Origin of the sequence: Brevundimonas sp. Leaf280, assembly GCF_001422455.1 — a bacterium.
Classification (GTDB): domain Bacteria; phylum Pseudomonadota; class Alphaproteobacteria; order Caulobacterales; family Caulobacteraceae; genus Brevundimonas.
In genome coordinates, this window is record NZ_LMNC01000001.1 from 160406 (window position 1) to 184527 (window position 24122).

General features: G+C 67.4%; 22 protein-coding genes. 11 read left to right on the top strand and 11 right to left on the bottom strand.

What is annotated here, in order from left to right; genetic code table 11:
• Positions 1-74 precede the first annotated feature (74 nt).
• The 5 genes from ASF31_RS00790 to ASF31_RS00810 form a co-directional block, all read right to left on the bottom strand.
• A complete protein-coding gene (locus tag ASF31_RS00790) occupies positions 75-1703 on the bottom strand; it encodes a family 43 glycosylhydrolase (protein WP_055752874.1) in 1629 nt (542 codons plus the stop codon).
• A gap of 282 nt (positions 1704-1985) precedes the next feature.
• On the bottom strand, positions 1986-2864 hold the full coding sequence (locus tag ASF31_RS00795; RefSeq protein ID WP_055752875.1) for a hypothetical protein: 879 nt from the start codon (positions 2862-2864) through the stop codon (positions 1986-1988).
• Between the two features lie 71 nt (positions 2865-2935).
• Complete coding sequence (locus tag ASF31_RS00800; RefSeq protein ID WP_055752876.1) at positions 2936-4102, bottom strand: glutathionylspermidine synthase family protein; 1167 nt, start codon at positions 4100-4102, stop codon at positions 2936-2938.
• A 3-nt stretch (positions 4103-4105) separates the two neighbouring features.
• On the bottom strand, positions 4106-4846 hold the full coding sequence (locus ASF31_RS00805; RefSeq protein WP_055752877.1) for a PspA/IM30 family protein: 741 nt from the start codon (positions 4844-4846) through the stop codon (positions 4106-4108).
• Between the two features lie 16 nt (positions 4847-4862).
• Positions 4863-5543 carry a DUF2170 family protein gene (locus ASF31_RS00810; RefSeq protein WP_055752878.1) on the bottom strand — a complete coding sequence of 227 codons (681 nt, stop codon included), beginning with the start codon at positions 5541-5543 and terminating at the stop codon, positions 4863-4865.
• A 138-nt stretch (positions 5544-5681) separates the two neighbouring features.
• On the opposite strand from ASF31_RS00810, the gene ASF31_RS00815 reads away from it, so the two are divergent.
• The 6 genes from ASF31_RS00815 (at position 5682) to ASF31_RS14355 (ending at position 11455) form a co-directional block, all read left to right on the top strand.
• A complete protein-coding gene (locus tag ASF31_RS00815) occupies positions 5682-6329 on the top strand; it encodes a YjfK family protein (RefSeq protein ID WP_055752879.1) in 648 nt (215 codons plus the stop codon).
• A 26-nt stretch (positions 6330-6355) separates the two neighbouring features.
• Complete coding sequence (locus ASF31_RS00820; RefSeq protein ID WP_055752880.1) at positions 6356-6769, top strand: DUF350 domain-containing protein; 414 nt, start codon at positions 6356-6358, stop codon at positions 6767-6769.
• A 5-nt stretch (positions 6770-6774) separates the two neighbouring features.
• Complete coding sequence (locus tag ASF31_RS00825) at positions 6775-7401, top strand: DUF1190 domain-containing protein (protein WP_200918518.1); 627 nt, start codon at positions 6775-6777, stop codon at positions 7399-7401.
• 81 nt (positions 7402-7482) lie between these two features.
• On the top strand, positions 7483-8454 hold the full coding sequence (locus ASF31_RS14175; protein WP_082464940.1) for a flavin reductase family protein: 972 nt from the start codon (positions 7483-7485) through the stop codon (positions 8452-8454).
• A 46-nt stretch (positions 8455-8500) separates the two neighbouring features.
• On the top strand, positions 8501-9685 hold the full coding sequence (locus tag ASF31_RS00835) for an acetyl-CoA C-acyltransferase (RefSeq protein ID WP_055752882.1): 1185 nt from the start codon (positions 8501-8503) through the stop codon (positions 9683-9685).
• 204 nt (positions 9686-9889) lie between these two features.
• A complete protein-coding gene (locus ASF31_RS14355) occupies positions 9890-11455 on the top strand; it encodes a hypothetical protein (RefSeq protein ID WP_235551232.1) in 1566 nt (521 codons plus the stop codon).
• A gap of 34 nt (positions 11456-11489) precedes the next feature.
• Here the strand turns inward: ASF31_RS14355 and ASF31_RS00845 are convergent, their stop codons facing one another.
• From ASF31_RS00845 to ASF31_RS00860, 4 genes are all read right to left on the bottom strand, one after another.
• The gene (locus ASF31_RS00845; protein ID WP_055753327.1) at positions 11490-13874 is read right to left on the bottom strand and encodes an ATP-binding protein; all 2385 of its coding nucleotides are present in this window, start codon (positions 13872-13874) and stop codon (positions 11490-11492) included.
• Between the two features lie 90 nt (positions 13875-13964).
• The gene (locus tag ASF31_RS00850) at positions 13965-14534 is read right to left on the bottom strand and encodes a hypothetical protein (RefSeq protein WP_055752884.1); all 570 of its coding nucleotides are present in this window, start codon (positions 14532-14534) and stop codon (positions 13965-13967) included.
• Positions 14535-14611: 77 nt separating this feature from the next.
• Complete coding sequence (locus tag ASF31_RS00855; protein ID WP_055752885.1) at positions 14612-15019, bottom strand: CBS domain-containing protein; 408 nt, start codon at positions 15017-15019, stop codon at positions 14612-14614.
• Positions 15020-15080: 61 nt separating this feature from the next.
• On the bottom strand, positions 15081-16919 hold the full coding sequence (locus tag ASF31_RS00860) for a VWA domain-containing protein (RefSeq protein ID WP_055752886.1): 1839 nt from the start codon (positions 16917-16919) through the stop codon (positions 15081-15083).
• A 165-nt stretch (positions 16920-17084) separates the two neighbouring features.
• On the opposite strand from ASF31_RS00860, the gene ASF31_RS00865 reads away from it, so the two are divergent.
• The 4 genes from ASF31_RS00865 to ASF31_RS00880 all read left to right on the top strand — a co-directional run bounded on the left by ASF31_RS00865 (position 17085) and on the right by ASF31_RS00880 (position 21359).
• On the top strand, positions 17085-18938 hold the full coding sequence (locus ASF31_RS00865) for a monovalent cation:proton antiporter-2 (CPA2) family protein (RefSeq protein WP_055752887.1): 1854 nt from the start codon (positions 17085-17087) through the stop codon (positions 18936-18938).
• 65 nt (positions 18939-19003) lie between these two features.
• Positions 19004-20023 carry a hypothetical protein gene (locus ASF31_RS00870; RefSeq protein ID WP_055752888.1) on the top strand — a complete coding sequence of 340 codons (1020 nt, stop codon included), beginning with the start codon at positions 19004-19006 and terminating at the stop codon, positions 20021-20023.
• A 224-nt stretch (positions 20024-20247) separates the two neighbouring features.
• On the top strand, positions 20248-21039 hold the full coding sequence (locus ASF31_RS00875) for an RNA methyltransferase (RefSeq protein ID WP_055752889.1): 792 nt from the start codon (positions 20248-20250) through the stop codon (positions 21037-21039).
• Entirely contained in the window at positions 21036-21359 is a 324-nt protein-coding gene (locus ASF31_RS00880) for a YnfA family protein (protein ID WP_055752890.1), read from the top strand. Before ASF31_RS00875 ends, ASF31_RS00880 begins: the two co-directional genes overlap by 4 nt.
• 199 nt (positions 21360-21558) lie before the next feature.
• Here ASF31_RS00880 and ASF31_RS00885 read toward each other — a convergent pair whose 3' ends face one another.
• Positions 21559-22395 carry a hypothetical protein gene (locus ASF31_RS00885; RefSeq protein WP_156355812.1) on the bottom strand — a complete coding sequence of 279 codons (837 nt, stop codon included), beginning with the start codon at positions 22393-22395 and terminating at the stop codon, positions 21559-21561.
• 376 nt (positions 22396-22771) lie between these two features.
• Here ASF31_RS00885 and ASF31_RS00890 point away from each other — a divergent pair, with 376 nt between their 5' ends.
• Positions 22772-23323 (top strand): OmpA family protein, encoded by a 552-nt coding sequence (locus tag ASF31_RS00890; RefSeq protein ID WP_039244254.1) that lies wholly within the window; start codon positions 22772-22774, stop codon positions 23321-23323.
• A gap of 61 nt (positions 23324-23384) precedes the next feature.
• Here ASF31_RS00890 and ASF31_RS00895 read toward each other — a convergent pair whose 3' ends face one another.
• The gene (locus ASF31_RS00895) at positions 23385-24095 is read right to left on the bottom strand and encodes an NAD-dependent deacylase (protein ID WP_055752892.1); all 711 of its coding nucleotides are present in this window, start codon (positions 24093-24095) and stop codon (positions 23385-23387) included.
• Between the last annotated feature and the right edge of the window lie 27 nt (positions 24096-24122).

Consider the following 24122-nt stretch of genomic DNA (forward strand, 5'->3'; position numbering starts at 1 on the left):
GCCCTAAGCATCAATGTCACCGGTGTCATAAAACGAAAAACCGTGTTTCGCCATACCCAAACATTCGAGGCGCATCACAGCGCCTTGAACGTGAAGTTCTTGAACCGCGCCTCGCCGTCGCCGGCCGCGTAGATGCCGGGCCGCAACATCATGAAGCCGCCGCGAACATTTTGATTATAGCCCGAGACCTCCATGCCCCGGTCAAACCGCTGCCAGGTCACGCCGTCGCTCGAGGTGTCGAAATAGACGTTCTGATAGGCGTTGGTCAGGCGGATGAACATGCGCCGGCCGTGCGGATTGGCCGGACGCCCGCGCTCGATGCCGTACTGGTGGGTGACATAGCGGGTCGCGTCGAAACCCAGGCCTGCATACAGGGCGCGGTCGTAGAACAGGATCAGGCCCGCCACCGCACCGGGGTCGATCTCGACCTCGCATTCGATCTGATAGGCCTGTTCGCCCTGGACGAAGGTCAGGGGCGAACAGTCGACCGGCGCCTTGCCCTTGGCCTTCATGTGCAGCACGCCGTTCTCGCGACGCAGGCGATCCTTCTCGTTCGGCTGCGGGTCGTAGAAGCTCCACTGGATGCCGAACTTGTCGGTCGAGAAATCGTCCGACAGGGCCATGCCGTGCGGCACGGCCTCGCCGCCCCGGGGCTTGGCGATGGGCTGGGACAGGTCGCCGCCCTTCGCGCGGAACCAGCCGTCGTCGGTCCATTCGATGGGGTCCAGCAGGGTCTGGCGGCCCAGGCTCCAATAGGCGTTCTCATAGCCGTGATAGACCATCCACCAGTCGCCGTCGGTCGGGCCCTCGACCAGGGTGGCGTGGCCGCGCGACCACCATTTCTCGGCGCCCGAAGCGGTGCGGACGATGGGATTGTGCGGACAGTCTTCCCACGGGCCGTTGATCGACTTGGACCGCGCGGCGATGACCATGTGGCCGGTGGGCGGGCCGGCCGTGCCGCCGATGGCGGTGATCATGTAGAAATAGTCGCCGCGCCTCAGCAGCTTCGGCCCTTCCTGGGCGAAGCCTTCGACGATCCAGTCTTCGGGATAACGCCAGGCCTTGTAGACGCCCCGTTCGACCGGGCCGTCGGTCGCCAAGCCATCGTCGGTCAGTTTCACCCGGTCGCCGCCGTTCAGGAACAGATAGCGTTTGCCGTCCTCGCCGACGACGTGGCCGGGGTCGATGTTGGCCGGGATCTTCAGGTCGATGGGTTCGCTCCACGGGCCTTCGATCTTGTCCGCCCAGATGACGTAGTTGGAGCGGTATTCCGGGAACCGCGCGGGGATGTAGCAGTAGAACCTGCCGTCGTGCTTGATCAGTTCCGGCGCCCAGACCGAGCCGATGTTCGTCGTCAAGGCCGCGACCACCGGCTGCCAATTCACCAGGTCGCGCGAATGCCAGATGTGGATGCCCGGCACCGACTCGAACGACGAGAAGGTCATATAGTAGTCGGCGCCGTCCTTTAGGATCGACGGATCGGGGTGGTCGCCCGACATGATGGGATTGAGGAAGGTGCCGTTGCCCAGATCGGCCATCCGCTGGCCCTCGATGCCGCGACGCCATTTCATCGACGCCCATTCCCGACCGAGCGGCGCAGCCTGCTCGTTGGTCTGGGCGAAGGCTGAACGCACCGGCAGGGCAGAGGCGGCGACACCGCCCAACAGGCCGGTCAAGGCGGCGCGACGGTCGATGGTTTTCATGGCGCGTCCTCCCTCCAATCAAGGCTGGAAAACGCCGGTTGAAATCCGCCGCGCTCCGACCTGACGTGTCTCCTCTGTCTGCCGCTCTGATGACGGCTTCCGGCTATGACACCGGTAGACATTTTCACTAGATAGACATGGAAAGGTCGTTCTGACTAGAGGGTTTCGAAGCGACGCCTTTGAAGAGGCCGTGGCAACGCTCACGGCAATTGGAGGTTCGTCGGACGCTTGACGCTTAAGGACATCCCGCGCCGGATCGCGCGGGATGTCCTTGTGTTCGGCTTAGCGACGCGCGCGCAGTTCCAGTTCGCCGATGCGGCGGCTCATGTAGGCCGTGTCGTCGGACGAGGGGCTGGTGCGGCTATAGGCGGCGTCCAGGCGTGCGAGGTCGCCGGCCTCGACGCGGATGTCGGCGGCCTCGGTGCGGCTGACGGCGCCCGAGCGTTCGGCGGCGGTCAGGGCGGTTTCCAGGTTCGCGAGACGGGTGCGGGCGGGCAGGTTGGCGGACGGCGTCTGTCCGGCCGGGCCGTCGCCGACCCGCAGGTCCAGGGCGTCCAGACGCGCGTCCAGATCGGCGCGCTCGCTCGCGCTGATGGAGCCGTCAGCGCTGTAGCGGCTCTCCAGTTGGATCAGGGCCTGATAGTCGGATTTCAGGCGCGTCGCCTCGGTGCGGGTGATGCGGCGCGCGGTCACGGCGGCGTTGACGCGGGTGTCGAACTCCGCACGGCCCTGGGCGACAGTGTCCATGTCGGCATAGCCCGAGGCGCCGGCTTCGAGCGTCTGGGTCAGGGCGGTGTAGCGGGCGTTCAGATCCGCGCGTTCCTGGGCCGAGATGCCGCCGACGGCGTATCGGTTCTCCAGATCGACCAGCGCCGAATAGTCGGCGCGCAGGCGCGTGGCCGCCGAGGCGGAGACGCCGCCGGCGCGCACGCTGGCGTCCACGCGGGTCGAGAACTGGCTCTGGCCGTCACGCAACGGACGGCCGCCGCGCAGCCAGGCCTGATCCATGGCCGACAGGCCCAGACGATCGCCGAACAGGGCGCCCACGACTGCACCCAGCCGATCCTGGGTCGTCGAAGGATATTGCGTCTGGGCGACTGCCGCGCCGCCCGCGAGGGTCAGGGCGGTAGTGGCGATCAGGGCGAGGCGGACGTTGCGCATGGGGAGGCTTCTTGTCGGTTGATGTCAGCCGACAAAACGATGGTCGTCTGGCTTGGTTGCCTGCCTGCGCCTCAGTCGCGGATGAAGTGCGGCACGAAGCGCGAGGTGTTCCTGGTGATGCGGCCCGTGTCCTCGCGCAGGCTGATGCCCGCCGGTTCGGTTCCCACCACCCACGACCCGACGATCACATGATTGCCGTCGAACAGGGGCGGATCGCACAGCGCCTGGCGGATATAGCGCCCCTCGCCATAGCCGCCGTCCACCACCTCTGCGGCGCTGACGCCCTGGTCGATCAGTTCGACATTGTCGCCCTCGCGCGAGAACAACGGCTTGCGCACATAGGACGAGCCCAGCGCCGCCTCGGCCGGATCACCCTCGAAATAGCTTTCCAGCAGGTTGGGGTGGCCCGCATGCCGCTCCCACAACAGCGGCAGGATGGCCTTGTTGGACAGGATGCTCTTCCACGCCGGCTCCAGCACGGTCACGTCCGCCGTCGGCAGGGGCGCGGCGTAGTCGTCGCGCAGCATCTGCTCCCACGGATAGAGCTTGAACATCGCCTGGATGATCCAGTTCTCGTGGTCCACGAACCGGCCGTCGGCGTTCAGCCCGATCTGGTCGATGGCGACGAACTGGGGCTCCAACCCGGCCTGCTGGGCCAGGTCTTCCAGGAAGCGCACCGTCTGACGATCCTCGACGAAATCGGCGTCCGAGGCGAAATGCACGAAGCCGCCGTTCGGAAAGATGGCGCGGAAGCGGTCGACCAGCTTTTCGTGCAGGCTGTTGAACTGATCCGCATCGGCGGGCAGGGCGCCGGCCTTGATCTGATCCTCCAGCCACAGCCACTGAAACACCGCCGTCTCATAGATGCTGGTCGGGGTGTCGGCGTTGTATTCATACAGCTTGGCCGGCCCCGTGCCGTCATAGGCGAAGTCGAACCGGCCGTAGAGGGACGGGTCGCCCCGCTTCCAGCTGTCGGCCACATAGTCCCGCATGGCCTCCGGGATATCGAGCTGTTCCATCAGCCGCTCGGACTGGACGGCCTCGTTGACCAGATCCAGGCACAGGCCGTGCAGTTCCTCGGTCGGCGCCTCGATCCCATCCTCGATCTCGGCCAACGAAAAGGCATAGGCCGCCGTCTCGTCCCAATAGGGCCTGCCGTCGGTGTGGCGCCAGGTGAAGCCGAGTTCCTCAGCCTTGGCGTCCCAGTCGGTGCGGGGATCGAAGCGCAGACGCTCCATGGATCAGGCCGGGTCTTTGTCGGGGGTCGATTGGCCGATGCGCGGCGTGACCACGGTCACCTCCGGCTGGCTCAGGCGGGCCAGGACGTCGTCGGCCGAGGAGTGACCGGGCAGGATGCCGGCCTCGCGCAGCTTGGCGTCCAGATCCGCGCCGGTGCGACGATCCTCCAGCGCCTGGCTGGCGTTCAGCTTCTCTTCCTGGATCGCCTGGCGCTGTTTGATGCGTTGCAGACTGTCCGCCGCCGAGCCGATGCGCGACTGGGCGCCGGCCGAGTTCAGGGCGACCGACGTCTGGGCCTTCTGGACGGAATCGTTGACCTTGACGATGTCGATCTCGCGACGAAGCGTCTCGATCTTCTGGTCGGTCGAGGCGATGGCCGTGCGCAGGCGCGTCTCGGCCGTCTTCATGTCCTCGATCAGCGGACCGCGGCTGGTGATCTCGACCTCCAGCTCGGCGATGCGGCCGGCGACTTCGCGCGCCAGATCGGTCTTGCCCTGACCCAGGGCGGTGCGGGCCGAGCTTTCGTATTTGGCGATCTGGTCCCTGAACGATGCAAGTTCGTTTTCGGCCATGCGGCGGCGCGCCACCAGGCCGGCCAGGTCATCGCGGGCCTTGCCCTGGGCGTTGTCGGCGTCGCGGATTTCCTGATCGAGGATCTTCAGTGCATTGGCGTCGACGACGCCCTGGGCCGCATCGTGGGCCGAGCCGCGGAACAGGGCGGACAGTTTTCTGAGCATGGACATGGTCGGTCTTCCGGGATCAGGCGGCGTCGGCGCCGAAGGTTTCACGCAGTTCGGTGGCGTCGATCGCATTCTCGGCCAGGGTGCGCAGTTCGATCAGGATGGTCTGAAGCGTCGTCTTGCAAGAGAGTTCGCCCATCAGCTCATACACGTCTTCGCCACCGACATTGGTGATGGCGAAGTTGGACAGGGGCACCACGCGCTGGGCCTTCAGCAGAAACTCGTTGAAGGCGTGGCGATCCTTTTGCTCGGCGACGGGCCACAGCAGGACCGAGCAGACGATCTGGGCGCCGCCGACGCTCAGATAGACCGGCAGGTCGCCGTATTCGTGCATGGTCGCCAGCAGCACCGGCTCGGCGCCCTCGACCACTCGCAGGGTCATTTCGCCGTCACGCAGCAGGGTTGAGCCGTCCAGCGCCGCCTTGATGGCAGGCACAGTCCAGGGGGTCTCGATCACGGCGTCCATTTGATGGTCGTCTCCAGGGGTGATGGAATCGGAAGTGGGGCGGCGCGGGCGCCCCGCAAGCTGCGGCCCGCGTGTTGAGTCGGTGACGATGGCGCGCACGGCCGCCTTGACGTCGTCGCGAGCGGCGGCCGGCACCCAAAGCTCCAGCTTGACCAGGCCCGCCTCACGACGCGCCTGTCGCCACGCACGGATGCGGTCGTTGGCGGCGGAAGGGGGCGATGAGTCGTTCGGCATATCGTTACATGAAACGCGTAACATGAACGCTTGACTTGACGCAAGATCGGACGGAATGTCGCGCCATGAACCGCCTCATTCGGTCGCATTGCCTCTGTTCGCTCGCCGTCGGCGCGCATCGGGCCTAGATAGTCGCCCATGTTCAAGAAGCTTTTCGGATCGTCGGAGAAGGCTGCGCCCGCCAATCGGCTGGCGACCGTGCGCAACATCACCGTCGGCCGCACCGTGTCGCTGGACCCGCTGGCCTGGCGCCGGGTGGGCGACGAGACCCATTTCACCCTGGATCGCGATGTGCTGGACATCTCGGCGCAGGGGCTGGTCAGCCTGGACAGCGGTCAGTTCGTCCATCGCTTCTACACCGACGATCACGTCATGCTTCAGGCCATGAGCGATGACGAGGCCGGGCTGGAATCCTACGACTTCAGCCTGTTTGTGCCCTGGACCTCGGCCTACCCGCCGGGCGAGCGTGAACGCCGCATCTGGCGCGACCGCCTGTCGGCGCCGGTCTTTCACGGCGCGGCCGAAGAACTGCCCGACTATCCCCGCTTCTGGTTCGCCGAGAGCGACGCCATCCAGCCGCCCGTCACCCTGTGGGAGACGATCTGGGACGACCGCGCCGCGACCACGCCCTATGCCAAGATCTTCCAGACCTGCATGCTGTATGCGCGCGAGCTGGGCGGCGGGCGCGAGCTGATGCTGGCGCTTGAGCAGCAGCCCGAGGGCGGCGACACGACGCACGAAATCATGATCGGCATTCCGCTGGAAATGGCCGAGTTCCGCGCCTGAGCGCGCAATCCGAGGGGGCAAGACCTATGTTCGACTGGTTCATTTTTCAGCAGGGGGCGATCGCCTTCCTGATCGCCTTCGCCATGGCGGGTGCCTTCACCCTGGCCTTCAAACTGATCTACCAGTGGGTCACGCCGTATCACGAACATACGCTGATCCGTGAGGGGAACACGGCCGCCGCCATTGCTCTCGGGGGCGCCCTGATCGGCTATGTCCTGCCTCTGGCCTCGGCCCTGTCGCACACCGTCAGCCTGATGGAGTTCGCAGCCTGGGCCCTTCTGGCCGGCGTGATCCAGATCGTCGCCTTCGTCGCCATCAGCCGAATGGCCTTCCGCAATCTGGTCGTCCGCATCGAGGCGGGCGAGATCGCCGCGGCCGTCTATCTGGCCTCCATCTCCATCTGCGTCGGCCTGCTCAACGCCGCCTGCATGACGTCGTGACCGCCATGACCGATCCCAAGGACCTGCCCCAAAACCTGGCCAAAACCGACACCATGCGCCGGCTGAAGCGCTCGCGCGTCCTGCACGTCAGCAGCCTGATGGCGACCGCCAGCTTCTCGCTGGCCGCCTGCGGTTCGCCCCAGCGCGTGCCGGCGCCCGAGCCCGAGCCGACCCTGGCCTATCAGTCGTTGGACGAGTGCAAGGCCGCCAACGACATTCCTGACAACGAATGCGACGCCGCCCTGACCAAGGCTCAGCAAGAGGCCGCCAAGACCGCGCCGCGCTACGCCACGCGCGAGGAGTGCGAGGGTCAGTGGGGACCGTCGCAATGCCAGCCGAACAACAACGGCGGCTCCTTCTTCACCCCGCTGCTGACCGGCTTCATCGTCGGCCAGATGCTGAACGGCGGCGGCTATCGCGGCGGCGGACCGCTGTACCGCGACCGCGAGGGGCGGCTGTCGAACGGCTATGGCGGCGGCTACGCCTACCGCGACTATCGCACCGGCAAGACCCTGACCAACGCGCGCGAGCATGGTGACGTCGCTCGTCAGGCCCCGACGCGGGTGCAGAGCCGCACCACCGTCGTCTCGCGCGGCGGCTTCGGCGGCGGCGGCCGGGGCTACGGCGGCTGATACAGTTCTGGCGCCGGGCGCCGGTCTTCCCCTAATAGGGATCGCTCTCACGCTTCACGACAGACCGGACCGCCTCGCCTCATGACCGCATCGCCGCCCCCGAACGGAGGCCTGGACGTCGAAAGCTGGGGCGACCCCGAGGATCCCATCGTCCTGCTGATCGGCGCGCCCGAGCGTCTGTCCGGCGACTGGCGCCGGTCGGTGCGCGCGCTGGTCGAGGCCGGCCGCAACGTCATGCTGACCGCCCACTTCGACGAGGCGGATGACAGCTCCGCCGCCCTGCGTCGACTGCTGACCGAACTCCCCTCTCGCCCGGCCATCGTCTGTTCCGACACGGCTCTGGACGCGGTCGCGCCTGCGCTCGCCGTCACCGGAGCGGCCCTGGCCAGCTGTCTGGTTGTCGTCGCCGAACGGCAGGGGGCTGTCTCGCCCGAGCTTGCGACACAGTTGGCCGGCGTTCCGATCCAGACGATCGCGCGCGCCGAGGCGCCGGACGCGGTCGAGGCCGAGAACGCCGCCCTTCTGGGCTTCCTCGAACGCCACGCCCCGCGCGACGCCCTGCATTATCAGGCCGGCTCCGATCCCCGCACCCTCCGCGACGCCCTGGGCTGTTTCGCCACCGGGGTCACGGTGGTCACGACCCTGGACGAGGCCGGACAGCCTGTCGGCCTGACCGCCAACTCCTTCTCCTCGGTGTCGCTGGACCCGCCGCTGATCCTGTTCTGCCTGGCCCGCTCGTCCACCAATGTCGACCGCTTCCGCCAGGCCGAACATTTCGCCATCAACGTCCTGCATATCGGCCAGCAGCCGACCTCCGGCGTCTTCGCCCGGTCCCAGGCCGACCGCTTCCAGGACGTCGCGTGGGAGACCTGGGACACCGGCGCGCCCATCCTGTCGGGCGCCCTGGCCAGTTTCGAATGCGGAACCGAACAGATCGTCGAGGCCGGCGATCACCTGGTCATTATCGGCCGGGTCAAGCGCGCCCGGTTCGAGCCGCGTCGCGATCCGCTGCTGTATTTCCGGGGCAAGTATCGGCGGCTGCACTTTTCCTGACCGGCCGGGATCGCTATCTCTCGCCCGAAATAGAGGAAGCCGCACCATGTCCGCCGATCCCGTCGTCATCGTCTCCTACGCCCGCACCCCGATGGGCGGTTTCCAGGGCGCGCTGTCCGACGCCAAGTCCACTGACCTGGGCGCCGTCGCGGTCAAGGCGGCGCTGGACCGCGCCGGCCTTGATCCGCAGAAGGTCGAGCAGATCATCATGGGCTGCGTCCTGCCTGCGGGCCTGGGCCAGGCGCCGGCGCGTCAGGCGGGCATGGGCGCAGGCCTGCCCGTCTCGACCGAGGCGACCACCATCAACAAGATGTGCGGCTCGGGCATGCAGGCGGCGATGATGGCGCACGATGCGCTGGCCGCCGGTTCGGCCGACGTGATCGTGGCGGGCGGCATGGAGTCCATGACCAACGCCCCGTATCTGATGCAAAAGCACCGGGGCGGCGCGCGCATCGGCCACGACGTCATTTCCGACAGCATGTATCTGGACGGGCTGGAGGACGCCTACACCCCCGGCAAGCTGATGGGCCAGTTCGCCGAGGACACGGCCAAGGACTATCAGTTCACCCGCGAACAGCAGGACGCCTACGCCATCGAAAGCGCCGGCCGGGCCAAGCGCGCCCAGGAATCAGGCGCCTTCGACGCCGAGATCGCCTCGGTCGAGGTCAAGACCCGCAAGGGTCCCGTCACCGTCGACCGCGATGAACAGCCGACCAAGTCCGACCCCTCCAAGATTCCCAATCTGAAGCCCGCCTTCGGCAAGGACGGCACCATCACCGCCGCCTCGGCCGCCTCGATCTCGGACGGCGCCGCCGCCCTGGTCATGATGCGCCAGTCGACGGCCCAGGCCCTGGGCCTGACGCCGGTCGCCCGCGTCGTCAGCCAGGCCGCCCACGCCCATGAGCCGCACCTGTTCACCACCGCCCCCGTCTTCGCCCTGCAAAAGGCGCTGAAGAAGGCGGGCTGGAGCGCCGACGACGTCGATCTTTGGGAGGTCAACGAGGCCTTCGCCATCGTGCCGATGATCGCCATGCAGGAACTCGGCATTCCCCACAACAAGATCAACGTCAACGGCGGCGCCTGCGCCCTGGGCCACCCGCTTGGGGCTTCAGGAGCACGCGTCCTGACCACCCTGCTGTCCGCCCTGAAAGCCCACGGCAAAACCCGCGGCATGGCCGCCCTCTGCATCGGCGGCGGCGAAGCCACGGCGATGGGCGTGGAGTTGGTCTAAGCAACTACACATTCCTTCGCGGATTGAACATTGGAAGTGTCGGCACAGACGGTGGGCGCTCTGTAGGTCTGTTTTGGATCTTGTGGCGGCATGGCAACTGACCGTGTCGCCTAGCGTGGGACACAACCGGTCCGATTGTGCGGGACGCCTCATCCCTGTAGTTCAAAAAAGGACTGTCGCTGGAATCCTTATCCAATGCCCTTGGTGCTTACGCCCGAAGTTCCCGTCCACGACTATACCGAAGGTCGCCAGTCCGAGACCCACAGCAGGGCTTTACCCGGCGGCGGCTACGTCACGGTTTGGTCCGGGTCTGGGGTCGAAGACAGAGGATATGGCGTCTATTTGCAGCGGTATGACGAGGCCGGCGTCCGCATAGGCGGTCCGATTCTTGTGAATACCACCACCGTATATTCGCAACGCAATCCGCAGGTCGCCGTCCTCGAATCTGGCGGTTTCGCCGTCGTGTGGGATGACACCATTCCTGGCGTCGCCGGAAGCCGGGGGCTCTTTACCCAAACCTTCGATGCGTCAGGCGCTCGGACCGGCGGTGAAACACAGGTCAGCCCGGGCGGCTCTACACATCAGATCGCGGCCATGCCTGATGGCGGCTTTGTCGTGACTTGGACCCAGTCGAGCGAGTATCCGTTCACCGACGTCTCGGCGCGCCTTTATGATGCATCGGGTCAGCCTCGCGGTCCGGCATGGATCATGGACCGGGACCAGTTTGCTGGTCAGTCAAATGTCGCGACAGCCGATGCGGGTTTCATCGCCGTATGGCGCGCCACAAACGCCGGCGTCACGACCATTGCCGTGCAAACCTATGACAACTTCGGCGCTCGGGTTGGGGAAACGCTGCATCTGACGCAGCCCGTTGGGCTGACAACGACCGAGATCGTTCGCTTGACCGACGGCAAGTTCGTCTTGGTCTGGGGTCAAGCCGATGGTCTACACGGACAGATTATGACCGCCTCTGGACAAGTGTTCGGCGAACCCTTCCTTGTACAGCAGAATACGACAGGCTCATCGCTTTCGCACTCCGTCGTGGCAACGCCCGACGGCGGTTTCACCGTCGCCTGGGACCAGTTTGCTTCTGGCCGGGGCGTCATCGCTTTAGCCTCGTTCTTCGAGGACGGCACGCGAAACGGAAATACGGTAACGGTGCGTAGTGGTCAGACGCCGGGAGAGCCGCCGGGCCTGCTTGTCCTGGCGAACGGCGATGTCGTGGTGACCTATGCGCGTTATGTCGGCGACTCGATCAATTTTTATGATGTCTTCCAGGCTAGGTTGACAGCCGTTCCAAACATTCTGGAAGGCTCGGCAAGCGCCGATGTGCTGACAGGCTCGAGGGCGAGCGATCGTCTGCTGGGGCATGACGGCAAGGATTTTCTTATGGGGATGGACGGGAACGACATCCTGATCGGCGGAAACGGTAACGATCGTCTCGATGGCGGAGCCGGCTGGGATGAGGCCGTCTTTTCCGGCGCCGCGTCGGACTACAAGATCATGATGACGCCTGAAGGCGAGTATGTGGTCAGCGGTCTGGACGGCTACGATACCCTGTCGGGGATCGAAATCCTGAGGTTCGATGACCGCACGATCGATCTGACGCGGATCGTCTGCTACCCTCAACCGGCGTCCGCCGCTAGCCCGATGGAAAGCACGCCTGCTGCATTCGCTCTTGCCGATGCTCCGTCTCCAACCCTACCGATCATTGACCTCGGATTGGCCGCTTCGCTGCACCTGATCGCCCCGCCCGATTGGGTTTGGTAGAGGGTCAGCGGTCGGTCTTGATGGCGAGGCCCTGCTAAGCCGCGAACGCCGCGCGGATCGGCTGCACCGTCTGGTCGGGGCGTTTGACCGGCAGGTCGAAGCTGACGACCGTGCCGACGCCCGGCTGGCTTTCCATGCTCAGCTGGCCGCCGTGCATCTCGATCAGGGACTTGGTCAGGGCCAGGCCCAGGCCGGTGCCCTGGGTGGTCTTGGAATGCTGGCCCTCGACCTGTTCGAACGGGCGGGCCAGGCGCACCAGGTCTTCGGGCGCGATGCCGATGCCGGTGTCGGCGCAGGCGACGCGGACGCGGTCCTCGCCCTCGGCGCCCACGAAGGGTTTCAGCGACACGACGATGGAGCCGCCCTCGGGCGTGAACTTCACGGCGTTGGAAATCAGGTTCAGCATCACCTGTTTGACGCCGCGTTGATCGGCCTCGATGTCGGGCAGGTCGCCGGCCTCGACCGCGATCTTCAGGCCTGCTTCCTGCACCTTGCCGCGCATCAGCCGCACCGCGTCCTCGCACACCTCGCGCAAGGACACCGGCTCATAGTGCAGGGTCATCTTGCCGGCCTCGATCTTGGCCATGTCCAAGACGTCATTGATCAGGCTGAGCAGGTGCTGGCCCGACTTCAGGATGTCGCCGGCGTATCCCTTGTATTTCTCGTTCAGCGGCCCGAACAGCTCGCTGGCCATGATCTCGGAGAAGCCGTTGATGGCGTTCAACGGTGTGCGCAGCTCGTGGCTCATATTGGCCAGGAACTCGGACTTGGCCTGGTTGGCGGCCTCGGCCCGGGTCATGGCGACCTCGTATTTGCGCGCCAGCAGCGACAGCTTTTCCTGGCTGGATTCCAGCTGGTCGACGGTGGCCCGCAGATCGTCGGCGGCGCGGCGGCGCTCGGCCTCCTGGCGTTTGATCGCGGTGATGTCGGCGGCGGTGACGACCGAGCCGCCTTCGGAGGTGAACCGCTCGGACAGTTGCAGCCAGCGCCCGTCGTTCAGCTCGACTTCGCGCAGGCCCGCACGACCGCTGGCCGGACGATGCTCGGCCTTGATGGCCAAGCCGGCGATCCGGTTCAGCTCGTCCTTCATGGCGCCGCGCCGCACCACGCCGTGATCGAAGTTGAAGGCGTCCTCGAACGCCTGGTTCCACAGGATCAGCCGGCCCTGACGATCGAACAGGACAAAGGCCTCGGAGATGCTCTCCACCCCGTCGCGCAGCCGGCTTTCGGCGGCCTGGGCGGCGGCGCGGGCGCGGCGGGCCTCGGTGATGTCCAGCGCCACGCCCAGGATGGCGGAAAAGCCCATGTCGCCGCGCTCGCCGCGCGCCTGGCCCCGCGCGTCGATCCACCGCGCCCGCCCGTCCGGTCCCGCCACCGGGAAGGTGATCTCAAAGGCGCCGTAGGCCGCCGCCTGGCGCAGGGCGTGGCGGAAATCTTCCTGAAAGCGCGGATGGACGCGGCCGATCACATCCTCGGCGTCGGTCACACCGCCGCGCGAGAAGCCCAGCAGGGCGGCCATATAGTCTGACAGCGACACCTCGCCCTTGGCCAGATCCCACTCCCACACCCCGCACCGCGCGGCTTCGACGGCGATGCGGAACCGCTTTTCGGTGGCCACCCGTTCGCGGTGCTGGCGCGTCTGGCGCAGGCCATAGAGGGCGAACAGGACCACGACCCCGACCCCCAGCAGCAGCGGCGCGAGCACCACCCAGGCGTCGTCGAAGAAGGAGGCGGTCGTCCCTTCCGAGATCGCGACCGCGTACGGACCACCCGCGCGGGCCTGAGCGGCCGAAGCGAGGCCGGCCTGGCCCCCCAGCGTCAGGGCGCGCGGTTCGGCCTGGTCGACCAAGGCCGAGGCATCGATGCCGATCAGGGTGCGGATGGGTTGGCCGATCTCGGCGGCGCGTGCGGAAGCCAGCACCACGCCGCCCGCCGACACGATCCGCGTCTCGCCGCCTTTCGGCAGGACCGGCGCGATCCGCGCCTCCAGCCTCAGACCGTCGGCATTGGCCTGGCCGACGACGACCGACCCTTCGCCCTTGGCGGCCTGCACGGTCTCGCCGGGACCGACCAGGGTGAAGGCGACCTTGGGCGCGGCGGCCTGCGCGGCTTCGACGACCTCTATGGGCGCGCGGTTGGCGGCTATGGCGGAGCGGCCCGCGGCCAGGCCCGCATCGGCCGACTGGATCAGCACCGCGGTCTGGCTGGCGACCAGTTCGGCGTTCAGCTTCAGATTTTCAGCTTCCAGGCGGCTGATTTCGCGGGTCGGCCGGCTGAACTCGCGCGACGCCATCAAGGCATAGGCGGCCGCGATCAGCGCCAGGACCAGGACGGCGATCCGCAACCAGGCGGGCGCGCCGGCGGCGCGGTCGGAGGCGCGACGCCCCGACCGATTTTCCCGCCGCTCCTCGTCCCGCAAGCCCCGATCCTCCGACAAACATTTCGTTGCGGGAATCTAGGCTGCGTCGCGGATTCGTGTCGAGGCTCGGCGCGCGCTTTTAACGGGTTTTTAAGCGGCGGCGACCGGCGACAGCAGGCGGTCGGGCGCGGGCTCCAGCACCCGCGTCACCCCATGCAGCACATCGCGCGCCTGTCGGGCCAGGGTCAGGACGGCCGGCGGCGCATCGTCCGGCGTCTCGGCGACCAGATCCACCAGATCCTGGGCCAGGCGCATCAGTTGGGGCGCGGCGGCGATCAGGCGGGCCTGAAACTCGATTTGCTGCGGATCACGGTCGTATTCGGCGCCCGGCACGCGCCAACCGCCCCAGTCCGCCCGATCGGTGACGACGACCGGATAGGTGCCGGGGTGGGGGTGATGGAGGCAATCCTCGGGCAGCTGCCACTTGTTGCGCGCGCGCAGCAGCCGCCACTCGCCCAAGCCCTGGTCCGAGGCCGGATCATCGGTCGCCAGCAACAGTTCGTTGGCGGTGAACTCGCGCCCCAGACCGACGTCATAGGTGACGCGCACGGGCTCTTCGAACCCCTTGGCCCAGACGGGCTGGACCTGTTCGATAAAGGCCCAGGCGCCGACGCACTCGACCCAGACCTTCTGACCCTTCTGGAACTGCGCGCGCGCCATGCCACCCTCCGATATTCGAAGGAACAGCATGAACGACGATCCTTGACGCCCGGTGTCGGGGCGCGGTTACGCAGGTCTTAACGCGAGATGCTTTCCAGCGTCTCGCCGGCGTACTTCTCTTTCACGCGGGTCGACAGGTCGCCCAGCGACACGACGCCGACCACGCGGCCATGCTTGTCCACGACCGGGGCGCGGCGGATCTGCTTGGCGCCCATCAGGTCCAGCACGACCTTCAGGTCGTCGGTGTCCAGCACCGTCTGCGGATCGCGGGTGATGAACTCCACCACCGAGGCGCTCGAGGCGGCGCCCGTCGCCAGGGCGCGCACCACGATGTCGCGGTCGGTGATGGTGCCGATCAGCTGATCGCCGTCCGCCACGGGCACAAAGCCGAAGCCGCCCTTGGCCATGCGGCTGGCCACGTCCTGGATGGTGTCGGCGGGCCGGGCCAGATGCACGTCTTTGGTCATCACGTCGCGGATCTTCATGGCGAGTTTCCTTGGTTGAAGCGTTGCGCTCAAAAACCCGCCGCGAGCGTGGCGGTTCCGGTCAGGGCGTCCGCATCGGAGGAAGGCCGTGGGCCGCCCGCACCAGCTGGACGAACTCTGCCCGGTCGCCATAGGGGTCTTGGCCCCTGGCCCCTTGCGCCTGATCGATGATCCGGTCCCAGCCATAGTCGGCCGTCATCCATGGATCGCCCCGCAGCTTCTGACCGAACCCGGCGACCGCGATGGCCCAGCGCGTGGCCTCGGGCGGCTGGGCGCTGACCGGCCCGCCCGCGCGGTTGGTCAGCGGCTGCTGGATCAGGTCCGAGCGGCTCTGGCCCGGCTGTTTGTAGCGCACCTGGATAAAGCCGATCTCGCCGTTCGGATCGCCGCCGCCGACCCCGATACGGTTATCGGGATAGCGCCGATCGGGGATCTGCGTATGGCCGCCGACGGGGGTGATCTCATACAGGGCCGTGACGCTGGCGCCGGATCCGACCTCGCCCGCATCGACTTGGTCGTTGTTGAAGTCTTCCTCGTTCAACAGCCGGGTCTCATAGCCGATCAGCCGCCATTCGGCGACGCGCGCGGGATTGAACTCGACCTGGATCTTGACGTCGTCGGCGATGGGGAAGGCGCCCTTGTCGAAGGCCGGCCCGAACAGCCGGCGCGCATCACTCAGGTCCCCGACATAGGCCGCAACCCCATTGCCCGCCTGGGCGATGGTCTGCATCCGCGCATCCTGATAGTTGCCGCGCCCGAAGCCATAGACCGACAGATAGATGCCGGTCCCGCGCTTTTCGGCGACATAGTCCTCCAGCCGCTTGTCGTCGGTCACGCCGACGTTGAAGTCGCCGTCGGTGAACATCAGGATGCGGTTGACCTTGTCGCGGGCGAAGTTCGCCTGGGCCTGGTCATAGGCATTGGTCATGCCGGTCGCCCCGGCCGTGCCGCCCGAAGCCTTCAGGCTGGCGACGGCGCAGCGCATCTTCAGCTTCTCGTCGCCCTTGGTGGGCTGCAAGGTCGTGCCGGCGCCTTCCGCGTAATAGGTGACGGCCAAGGTGTCCTGCGGCCTCAGCCGGTCGATGGCCAGGTTCATCGCCTTCTTGGCCAGATCCAGCTTGTCGGGGCTGCCCATCGAGCCGGAGACATCGACCAGGAAGGTCAGGTTGAGCGGCCGCTGCTCGCCCGCCGGCAGTTCGTAACCTTGCAGGCCGATGTGCACGATTTGACGCCCGTCAGCCCAGGGCGAGGCCGCGACCGCCGTCGTGATGGCGAAGGGCCGGGTCTGGCTGGTCGGCCGGGCATAATCATAGTCGAAGGCGTTGATCAGCTCCTCCACCCGCACCGCATCCTTGGGCGGCGCACGACCCTCGTCGATGAAGCGCTTCACGTTCGAATAGGACGCCGTGTCCACGTCGATGGAGAAGGTTGAGACCGGCTGATCGCTGGTCCGCTTCACTGGATTGGGCGTCGCATCCGGATAGCGTTCGGTGTCGGCAGGGGGCGGCGTCATCATGCCGGGCGACGTCGGGGCGCCTGGTGATCGCGTGATCCGGGAGCCTGTGACGACAATATCTTGCGGCGCCATCGATGACGGCGCGGGGGCGGGCGATGGAGGCGGCGGAGGCGGAGGCGGAGGCGGTGGCGCGCCGTAGGGGACGCGATCCTCCTTGCGTGTCGGCGTGATCCTCACCGGCGGGGTCGGCGGACCGGTGCGCGGCGCCGGCGGTGCGGCGACTGGCTGAGGCGATCCCAGCTCAAAACCGAGAGGCCGGCACGCCGCCGGCGTCGGTTCGCCATCCAGCGGCTTGGCCAGGGCGACGCTCGGCACGGCGACCGGCGGCGCAGCGAACGACAGGCTCAGAACGGACAGCGCCGCCATCCTGATGATGCGTGGCATGGCTTCCTCCGGTTGTTGTCTTGACGCCAGTCGCGGGTCGTCCTGGGGCGAAACTGTGGCGACAGAACCCGCTCGACGCACGACGATCTTTCAGCGTGTCTTTCGTGTCCTCTCGCAATCGCCGATCAGGACCTCCACAATAGAGGCCAAGCTTGGGGGAATGCGATGGCTGAGGCGACGACGGGACTGGATCTGGGCGCGGCGGCCGCTCTGCTGGCCGCGGGCGTGCTCGCCGTGCCGGTGTTCAAACGCATCGGCCTGGGATCGGTGCTGGGCTATCTGGCGGCGGGCCTCGCCATCGGTCCCTTCGGTCTGAAGCTGTTCCGCGAGCCCGAGACCATCCTGCACGTCGCCGAGTTCGGCGTGGTCATCTTCCTGTTCATCATCGGGCTGGAGATGCGGCCCAAACGTCTGTGGGGACTGCGCAAGGAAATCTTCGGCCTCGGCGCGGCCCAGGTGCTGTTCTGCGGCCTGATCCTGACCCTGACGGCCATGCTGGCGGGCTTCTCAGCACCTGTCGCCTTCGTCGGCGCCATGGGCTTTGTCCTGTCGTCCACCGCCGTCATCATGCAGATGCTGGAAGAGCGTGGCGAAATCGCGGGCGGGCCGGGCCAGCGCGCGGTCTCCATCCTGCTGCTCGAAGACCTGGCCATCGTGCCGCTCCTGGCCATCGTCGCCGTCCTGGCCTCGGTGCTGGGCGTGGCCAACGAACAGGCGCCGCCCCTGTGGCAGACCGTCGGCTTCGCGGTCGCGGCGGTCGGCGGGGTGCTGCTGGCCGGCAAATATCTGGTCAATCCGGTCTTCCGCCTGCTGGCCCAATACGGCGGGCGCGAGGTGATGACGGCCGCCGCACTGCTGGTCGTGGTCGGCGCCGCCTGGGCCATGTCGCTGGGCGGCCTGTCCATGGCCATGGGCGCCTTCCTGGCCGGGGTCCTGCTGTCGGAGTCCACCTTCCGCCATCAGCTGGAGGCGGACGTCGAGCCGTTCCGCGCCATCCTGCTGGGCCTGTTCTTCCTCAGCGTCGGCATGTCGCTGGACGTGTCGGTGGTCGTCGCCGACTGGCGTCTGGTGCTGGGCGGGGTCGTCGCCTTCATGCTGGTCAAGGGCGTGGGCATCTATGCCGTCGCGCGCCTGTTCAAGGCCACCCACCACGAGGCGGTCGAGCGCGCCGGCCTGTTCGCGCAAGGCGGCGAGTTCGCCTTCGTCCTGTACGGCGCCGCCGTCGCCGCCGGCCTGTTCGACGCCCGCATCGGGGCGATGATGTCGGCGGTGGTCATCCTGTCGATGGCCCTGACGCCCCTGACCTCGCTGCTGATCGCGCGTCTGTCGCCCAAGCCGGTCCAGGACGCCGAAAGCGCCGAGGGCGTGGATTTCGCTAAGGACCTGCGCGGCCAGGTGCTGATCATCGGCTTCGGCCGTTTCGCCCAGGTCGTGTCCCAACCCCTGCTGGCCCGCGACGTCGATGTGTCGATCATCGAGAACGACGTGGAGATGATCCAGGCCGCCTCCCAGTTCGGGTTCAAGGTCTATTACGGCGACGGCACCCAGCTGCACACCCTGCGCGCGTCAGGCGCGGAGGAGGCCGAGATGGTCCTGGTCTGCGTCGATAAGCCCGAGGCTGCCGACCGCATCGTCGAACTGGTCAAGTCGGAGTTCCCGACCACCCGGATCATGGCCCGCGCCTTCGACCGAGGGCATTCGATGCGCCTGATCCAGGCCGGGGTGGACTATCAGATCCGAGAGACCTTTGAGTCGGCGCTCAAGTTCGGCGAGCGCGCGCTGGTCGAACTGGGGCTGGACGAGCATGAGGCGGCCGAGACCATCGGCGACGTGCGCCGTCGCGACGAGGCCCGGCTGGACCTGCAGCTGACCGGCGGGCTCAAGGCCGGCCGCCAGCTGATGCGCGGCAATATGCCGACGCCCCAGCCCGCCCCCTACATCAAGCCGCGCCGCGAAGGCCGTCTGCTGAACGAGGACGAACAGGGGCCGCCGTCGCCCCGCGAAACGGCCGACGTCTGAGGCGGGTGGAGGCGGGCGTGACGATGCGCTAGAGCGAGGCCTTCCCGTCTTTCCGAGGTCGCCTCATGAAACGTCTCGCCATCGCCGCCCTGGCCCTCATTGCGGTCGCCGCGCCGGCCGTCACCGTCACGGCCTGGGGCAACACCGGCCACCGCCTGATCGGCGTGGCGGCGATGCGGGCCCTGCCGGACGAACTTCCGGCCTTCCTGCGCACCCCCGCCGCCATCGCAGACGTGGGCGAACTGGCGCGCGAGCCCGACCGCTGGAAGGGCGCCGGCCAGCCGCACGACCGCGAGCGCGACACCGCCCACTTCGTCGATCTGGACGACCAGGGTCGCGTCTACGACCAGCGCGGCATGAGCCTCAACGATCTGCCGCGCCTTAAGTCCGAATATGACGCCGCCCTGACCAAGGCCGGTCTGGACGTCAACGACGCCGGCTATCTGCCCTACGCCATGATGGACGCCTGGCAGCAGCTGGGCCGCGACTTCGCCTATTGGCGCGTGCTGAACGCCGCCGAGCAGCGCGAGACCAATATGGAGCGTCAGGCCTGGTATCGCGCCGACCGCATCCGCCGCGAGGCCCTGATCCTGCGCGACATCGGCGTCATGGGCCACTACGTCGGCGACGGTTCGCAACCCCATCACACCAGCATTCACTACAACGGCTGGGGCGACTTCCCGAACCCGGAAGGCTTCACCAACTCGCGCCAGACCCACGCCGTGTTCGAGGGCGAGTTCACCAACCGCGTCGCCCGACTGGATGCCGTGGAGGCCGCCATGCCCGCCGCCAAACTGGACGGTTTCGACGTCAAGGCGCGCACGGTCTCCTATCTGACCACGACCCTGGGCACGGTGATCCCATTCTATCGTCTGGAAAAGGCCGGCGGCTTCCGTGACGCCGATCCGCGCGGCGCGGCCTTCGTCAACGAACGTCTGGCGGCGGGCGCCGGTGAACTGCGCGACTTCATCGTCTCCGCCTGGACCGCCTCGGGCAGCGCCTCCATCGGCTGGCCCGCCGTCAAGGTCGCCGAGGTCGAGGCCGGAACCGCCGACCCCTGGATCGCCATGGTGGGCGAGGACTAAGGCCCCTACTTTCGTCATCCTCCGACGAGCGTAGCGAGATCGGGAGACCTAGCGGCGCGCGTAAGCGCGAACCTGTCGCGGGCTCGATCTCATGCATCGTGCGTCGGACGCATCGCCTTCGGCGCCGCTGGGTCCCCCGGTCTGCGCCGCAAGCGACTTGCCGGAGGATGACGAAAGAAGAGGGGGTGCTTTCCGCGCGTGGGCTGAGGCGTTAAGCAGCGCCCATGTCCGACCTTCCTCCTCCCGCCGTCATCCTCGACAAGTCGCAGATGGCCGAGAACATCGGCGCCGTGGCGCGGGTGATGGCCAACTTCGGCCTGTCGGACCTGCGCCTGGTCAGCCCCCGCGACGGCTGGCCCCAGGAGCGGGCCTGGGCCACGGCCTCGGGCGCCGACTGGGTCTTGGACGGGGTGCGGGTGTTCGACAGTGTCGCCGAGGCCATCGCCGACCTGAACACCGTCTTCGCCACCACCGCCCGCCCGCGCGAGACGCGCCAGCCCGTGCGCACGCCGCGCGAGGCCAGTCGCGTCCTCTATGACGACACCGCCTCCGGCCTGAAGACGGGCCTCTTGTTCGGCGGCGAGCGCGCCGGGCTGGAGACGACCGACATCGCCCTGTGCGCCGGCATCGTCACCATTCCGATCGACCCGAAGCACCACTCGCTGAACTTGGCTCAGGCCGTGGCGATCAACGCCTATGAATGGCGCACGCTGATCCTGGATGCCCCGCCGCCGCGCTTTCGCGACAGCGAACCGCCGGCGTCGAACGACCTGCTGGTCGGCATGTACGAGCATCTGGAGGAAGAGCTGGAAAACGGCGGCTTCTTCTATCCGCCCGAGAAGAAGCGCTCGATGAGCCAGAACCTGCGCGTCATGCTGGGCCGCGCCGCCTTCTCCGAACAAGAGGTCGCCACCATGCGCGGCGCCATCCACGCCCTGTCGCGCGGCCGCGGCCGCGTGCTGGCCAAGCTGGCGGCCGAACGCGCGGCGAAGGCCAAGACGGACATGCCCAAGTGAAAGCCTGGCTGATCTATCCGCTGGCGGCCCTGGCGGAGATCGGCGGCTGTTTCGCTTTCTGGGCCTGGCTGAAGCTGGATCGTTCACCCCTGTGGCTGGCGCCCGGCGTCGCCTGCCTGATCGCCTTCGCCTGGCTCCTGACCCTGGTCCCCAGCGACGCGGCGGGCCGCGCCTTCGCGGCCTACGGCGGCGTCTATATCTGCGCCTCCCTGATCTGGATGGCGCTGGTCGAGAAGACCCCGCCGGATCGCTGGGACATCCTGGGCGGCCTTGTCTGCCTGGTCGGCGCCGGGCTCATTCTATTCGGCCCGAGGGCCTAGCCAGCTGAACTGAGAGACACAATCGCAGACATTTCAAACTTTTGTCTCGCGTCAGCGTCATCTTCCTGCCCGCGCCCTCAGGCCGTGCGATCCTGTCTCGGTTCGCCCGCAGCGGATGCATCGCACGGTCGGGGAGGCCGAGATCAGACGAATTAGACGGTGTTTTTCCGATGCGACCGTCTGAATCGACGATGGCGCGTCAGCCCGCGCCCAGCAGGTCCGACCAGCGCCAGCTGCCCTTGCCCAACGCGAGCTGCGCGCCGCCGGGGCGGTCTTCCAGCTTCAGCACGGCCAGGCCCGTCATGCGCTGGCTCTTGCACTCGGCCGGGGCGAAGGCGACTTCCAGGGCGATGGCCTGGCGCACGCCCGCCAGACCCTTGCCCGCCTGGTTGCGGCTTTGCAGCCAGTCGCCGTTCCAGACCAGGATGGCGCGTCCGTTCGCATCCATGTCCTGGGACGCGGCGATGACGGCGCGGCGCACGGCCTGGTCGTCGCGCACCGCGTCCTGAACCCAGCGCACCATGTCGCACGATCCTCCGCCCGAGCCTGAACCGGCGCCAGTCCCGCCCGAGCCGCCCGAGCCGCCGACGCCCGTTCCGCCGCCGCCGCCCGGACCTGCGCCGACCGTCATGGCGCCGGCGATCTGGGTCGCGCCCAGCAGGGGCAGGGGCGGACCCGGCGGGGCGGGCGCGGCAGGCAGGGGTTCGACGTCGGGCGGGCGTTTGCTCACCACCAATCGCGGTCGCGCCGCCGCCACGGCCGACGGTCGCCGCTGGGGCGCGGGCTTGGGCGGCGCAGCCGCCTGGGCGGCGGCGGCCGGCGCGTCGGGCTTTGGCGAGAGATCGGGCGCGATCACGCGCGCGGGCGGCGGCGGAGGCCGCGGGGGCGGCTCGACCAGTTCGACCATCATCGGCGGCGTCTGCGGCACCTCGACGATCGGCTCCGCCTGGCCGTGCATCAGCAGCGCCAGCCCCAGATGCGCGGCCAGGATCGGCGTCGCCGCCAGCACCCAGCGCCGTGTGCGCGCCGCGCTCAATCGCCGATCCGTGATGGGAGTTGAACACGCCGCCGCATGGTCATCGGGACAAAACGCCTGTAAAAAACCGACAGGCCCCGTTGAAAACATTCGGTCGCGTCAGGAAAGTGGCGTCGTCGTGACTACAACCGCGCGACGGCGCAGGGCGGCGATAGATGAGCGTGTCCGCCCTCCGGCATCAGCCGTCGGCGGCGCAACGTCTTCACTGGAGCGATGGTTCCATCCTCGTGCAAGAATAACGCGAATATTCCGTTTTCTTATAGTCAAGCTGACATGATGCCGCCCAAAGCGCGTCATTACTCCGCCTTGTCTCATACGCCATTTTCATCTTGCGCATGAACTGGGTGTGGCGCTCCCGGCAAGAAGGAGACAGAACTTGAGCAGATCGAAACTCAGGACGGCGGTCGTCGGCGGCGCCCTCATCGCCCTCGGCTTTGCGGCCAGCGGCTGCGCCAGCCATCGTTTCGTGCGTGATCAGGTCGAAGTCGTCGACAACCGCGTGACCACCGTCGAAGGCACCGCAGGCCAGGCCCTGCAACGCGCCAACGACGCGCACAAACTGGCCGAGGGCAAGTTCCTCTATCAGGTCGTGCTGTCGGACGATTCCGTGAAATTCCCCACCGACGCGGCGGCCCTGTCGCCCGAGGCCGAGCAGCGCCTGGCCCAGTTCGCCCAGCGTCTGCAGGGCGAGAACAAGAACGTCTATCTGGAAATCCAGGGCTACACCGACTCGACCGGCACGCCCGAGCATAACGACCAGCTGGGCGAGCAACGCGCCGAGGCCGTGCGTCGCTTCCTGAACCGCCAGGGCGTCGCCCTGAACCGCATGGCCACCATCTCCTATGGCCAGGAACAGCCGGTGGCCTCGAACGACACGCCCGAGGGCCGTTCGCAGAACCGCCGCGTAACCATCGTCGTCCTGGCCTAAGCCGCCTCGACCTCAAACGCCGGAACGGCGGCCGCCTTCGCAGCGGCCGCCGTTTTCGTTTCTACAGCGTGCTGAAGAAGGCCGGCACGGCCTGCGTCGCCGGCCCGTAAACGCCTTCGTCGAACAGGCGCGCCCCCGACGTGGGCTCCAGATTGATCTCCACCGTCCGCGCTCCGGCATACCGCGCCGCCTGCACGAACCCCGCTGCCGGATAGACCGCGCCCGACGTGCCGATGGACACGAACAGGTCGCAGGCCTCCAGCGCCCGCTCGATCCGCTCCATCTGAAGCGGCATCTCCCCGAACCAGACGATGTGCGGCCGCATGACGCCTTCGGGATGATGCGGCGAGGCTTCGTCCGCCGCCATGTCCCCGGCCCAGTCCATCACCACGCCCGACCGGGTGCAGCGGCCTTTTAGCAGTTCGCCGTGCATATGGATCAACTCAAACCCGGCGGCTGGCGGCGTCTCTTCATGCGCCCGGTCGTGCAGATCATCGACGTTCTGCGTCACAAGCAGGAAGTCGCCTTCCCACCGTGTCGCCAAGTCCGCCAGCGCCCGGTGCGCCGCATTGGGCCGCACCTCGGCCAACTGTCGCCGCCGCTGATTATAGAAGTCCTGCACCAGCGCCGGATCGACCGCATAGCCTTCGGGCGTCGCCACATCCTCGACCCGATGCCCGCACCACAGCCCGTCCGACGCCCGAAAGGTCGGCACGCCGCTCTCGGCCGATATCCCGGCCCCGGTCAGGACGACGAGGTTTGTGTGTGACATGACGGCTTCATACCATCCTGCGCCTGC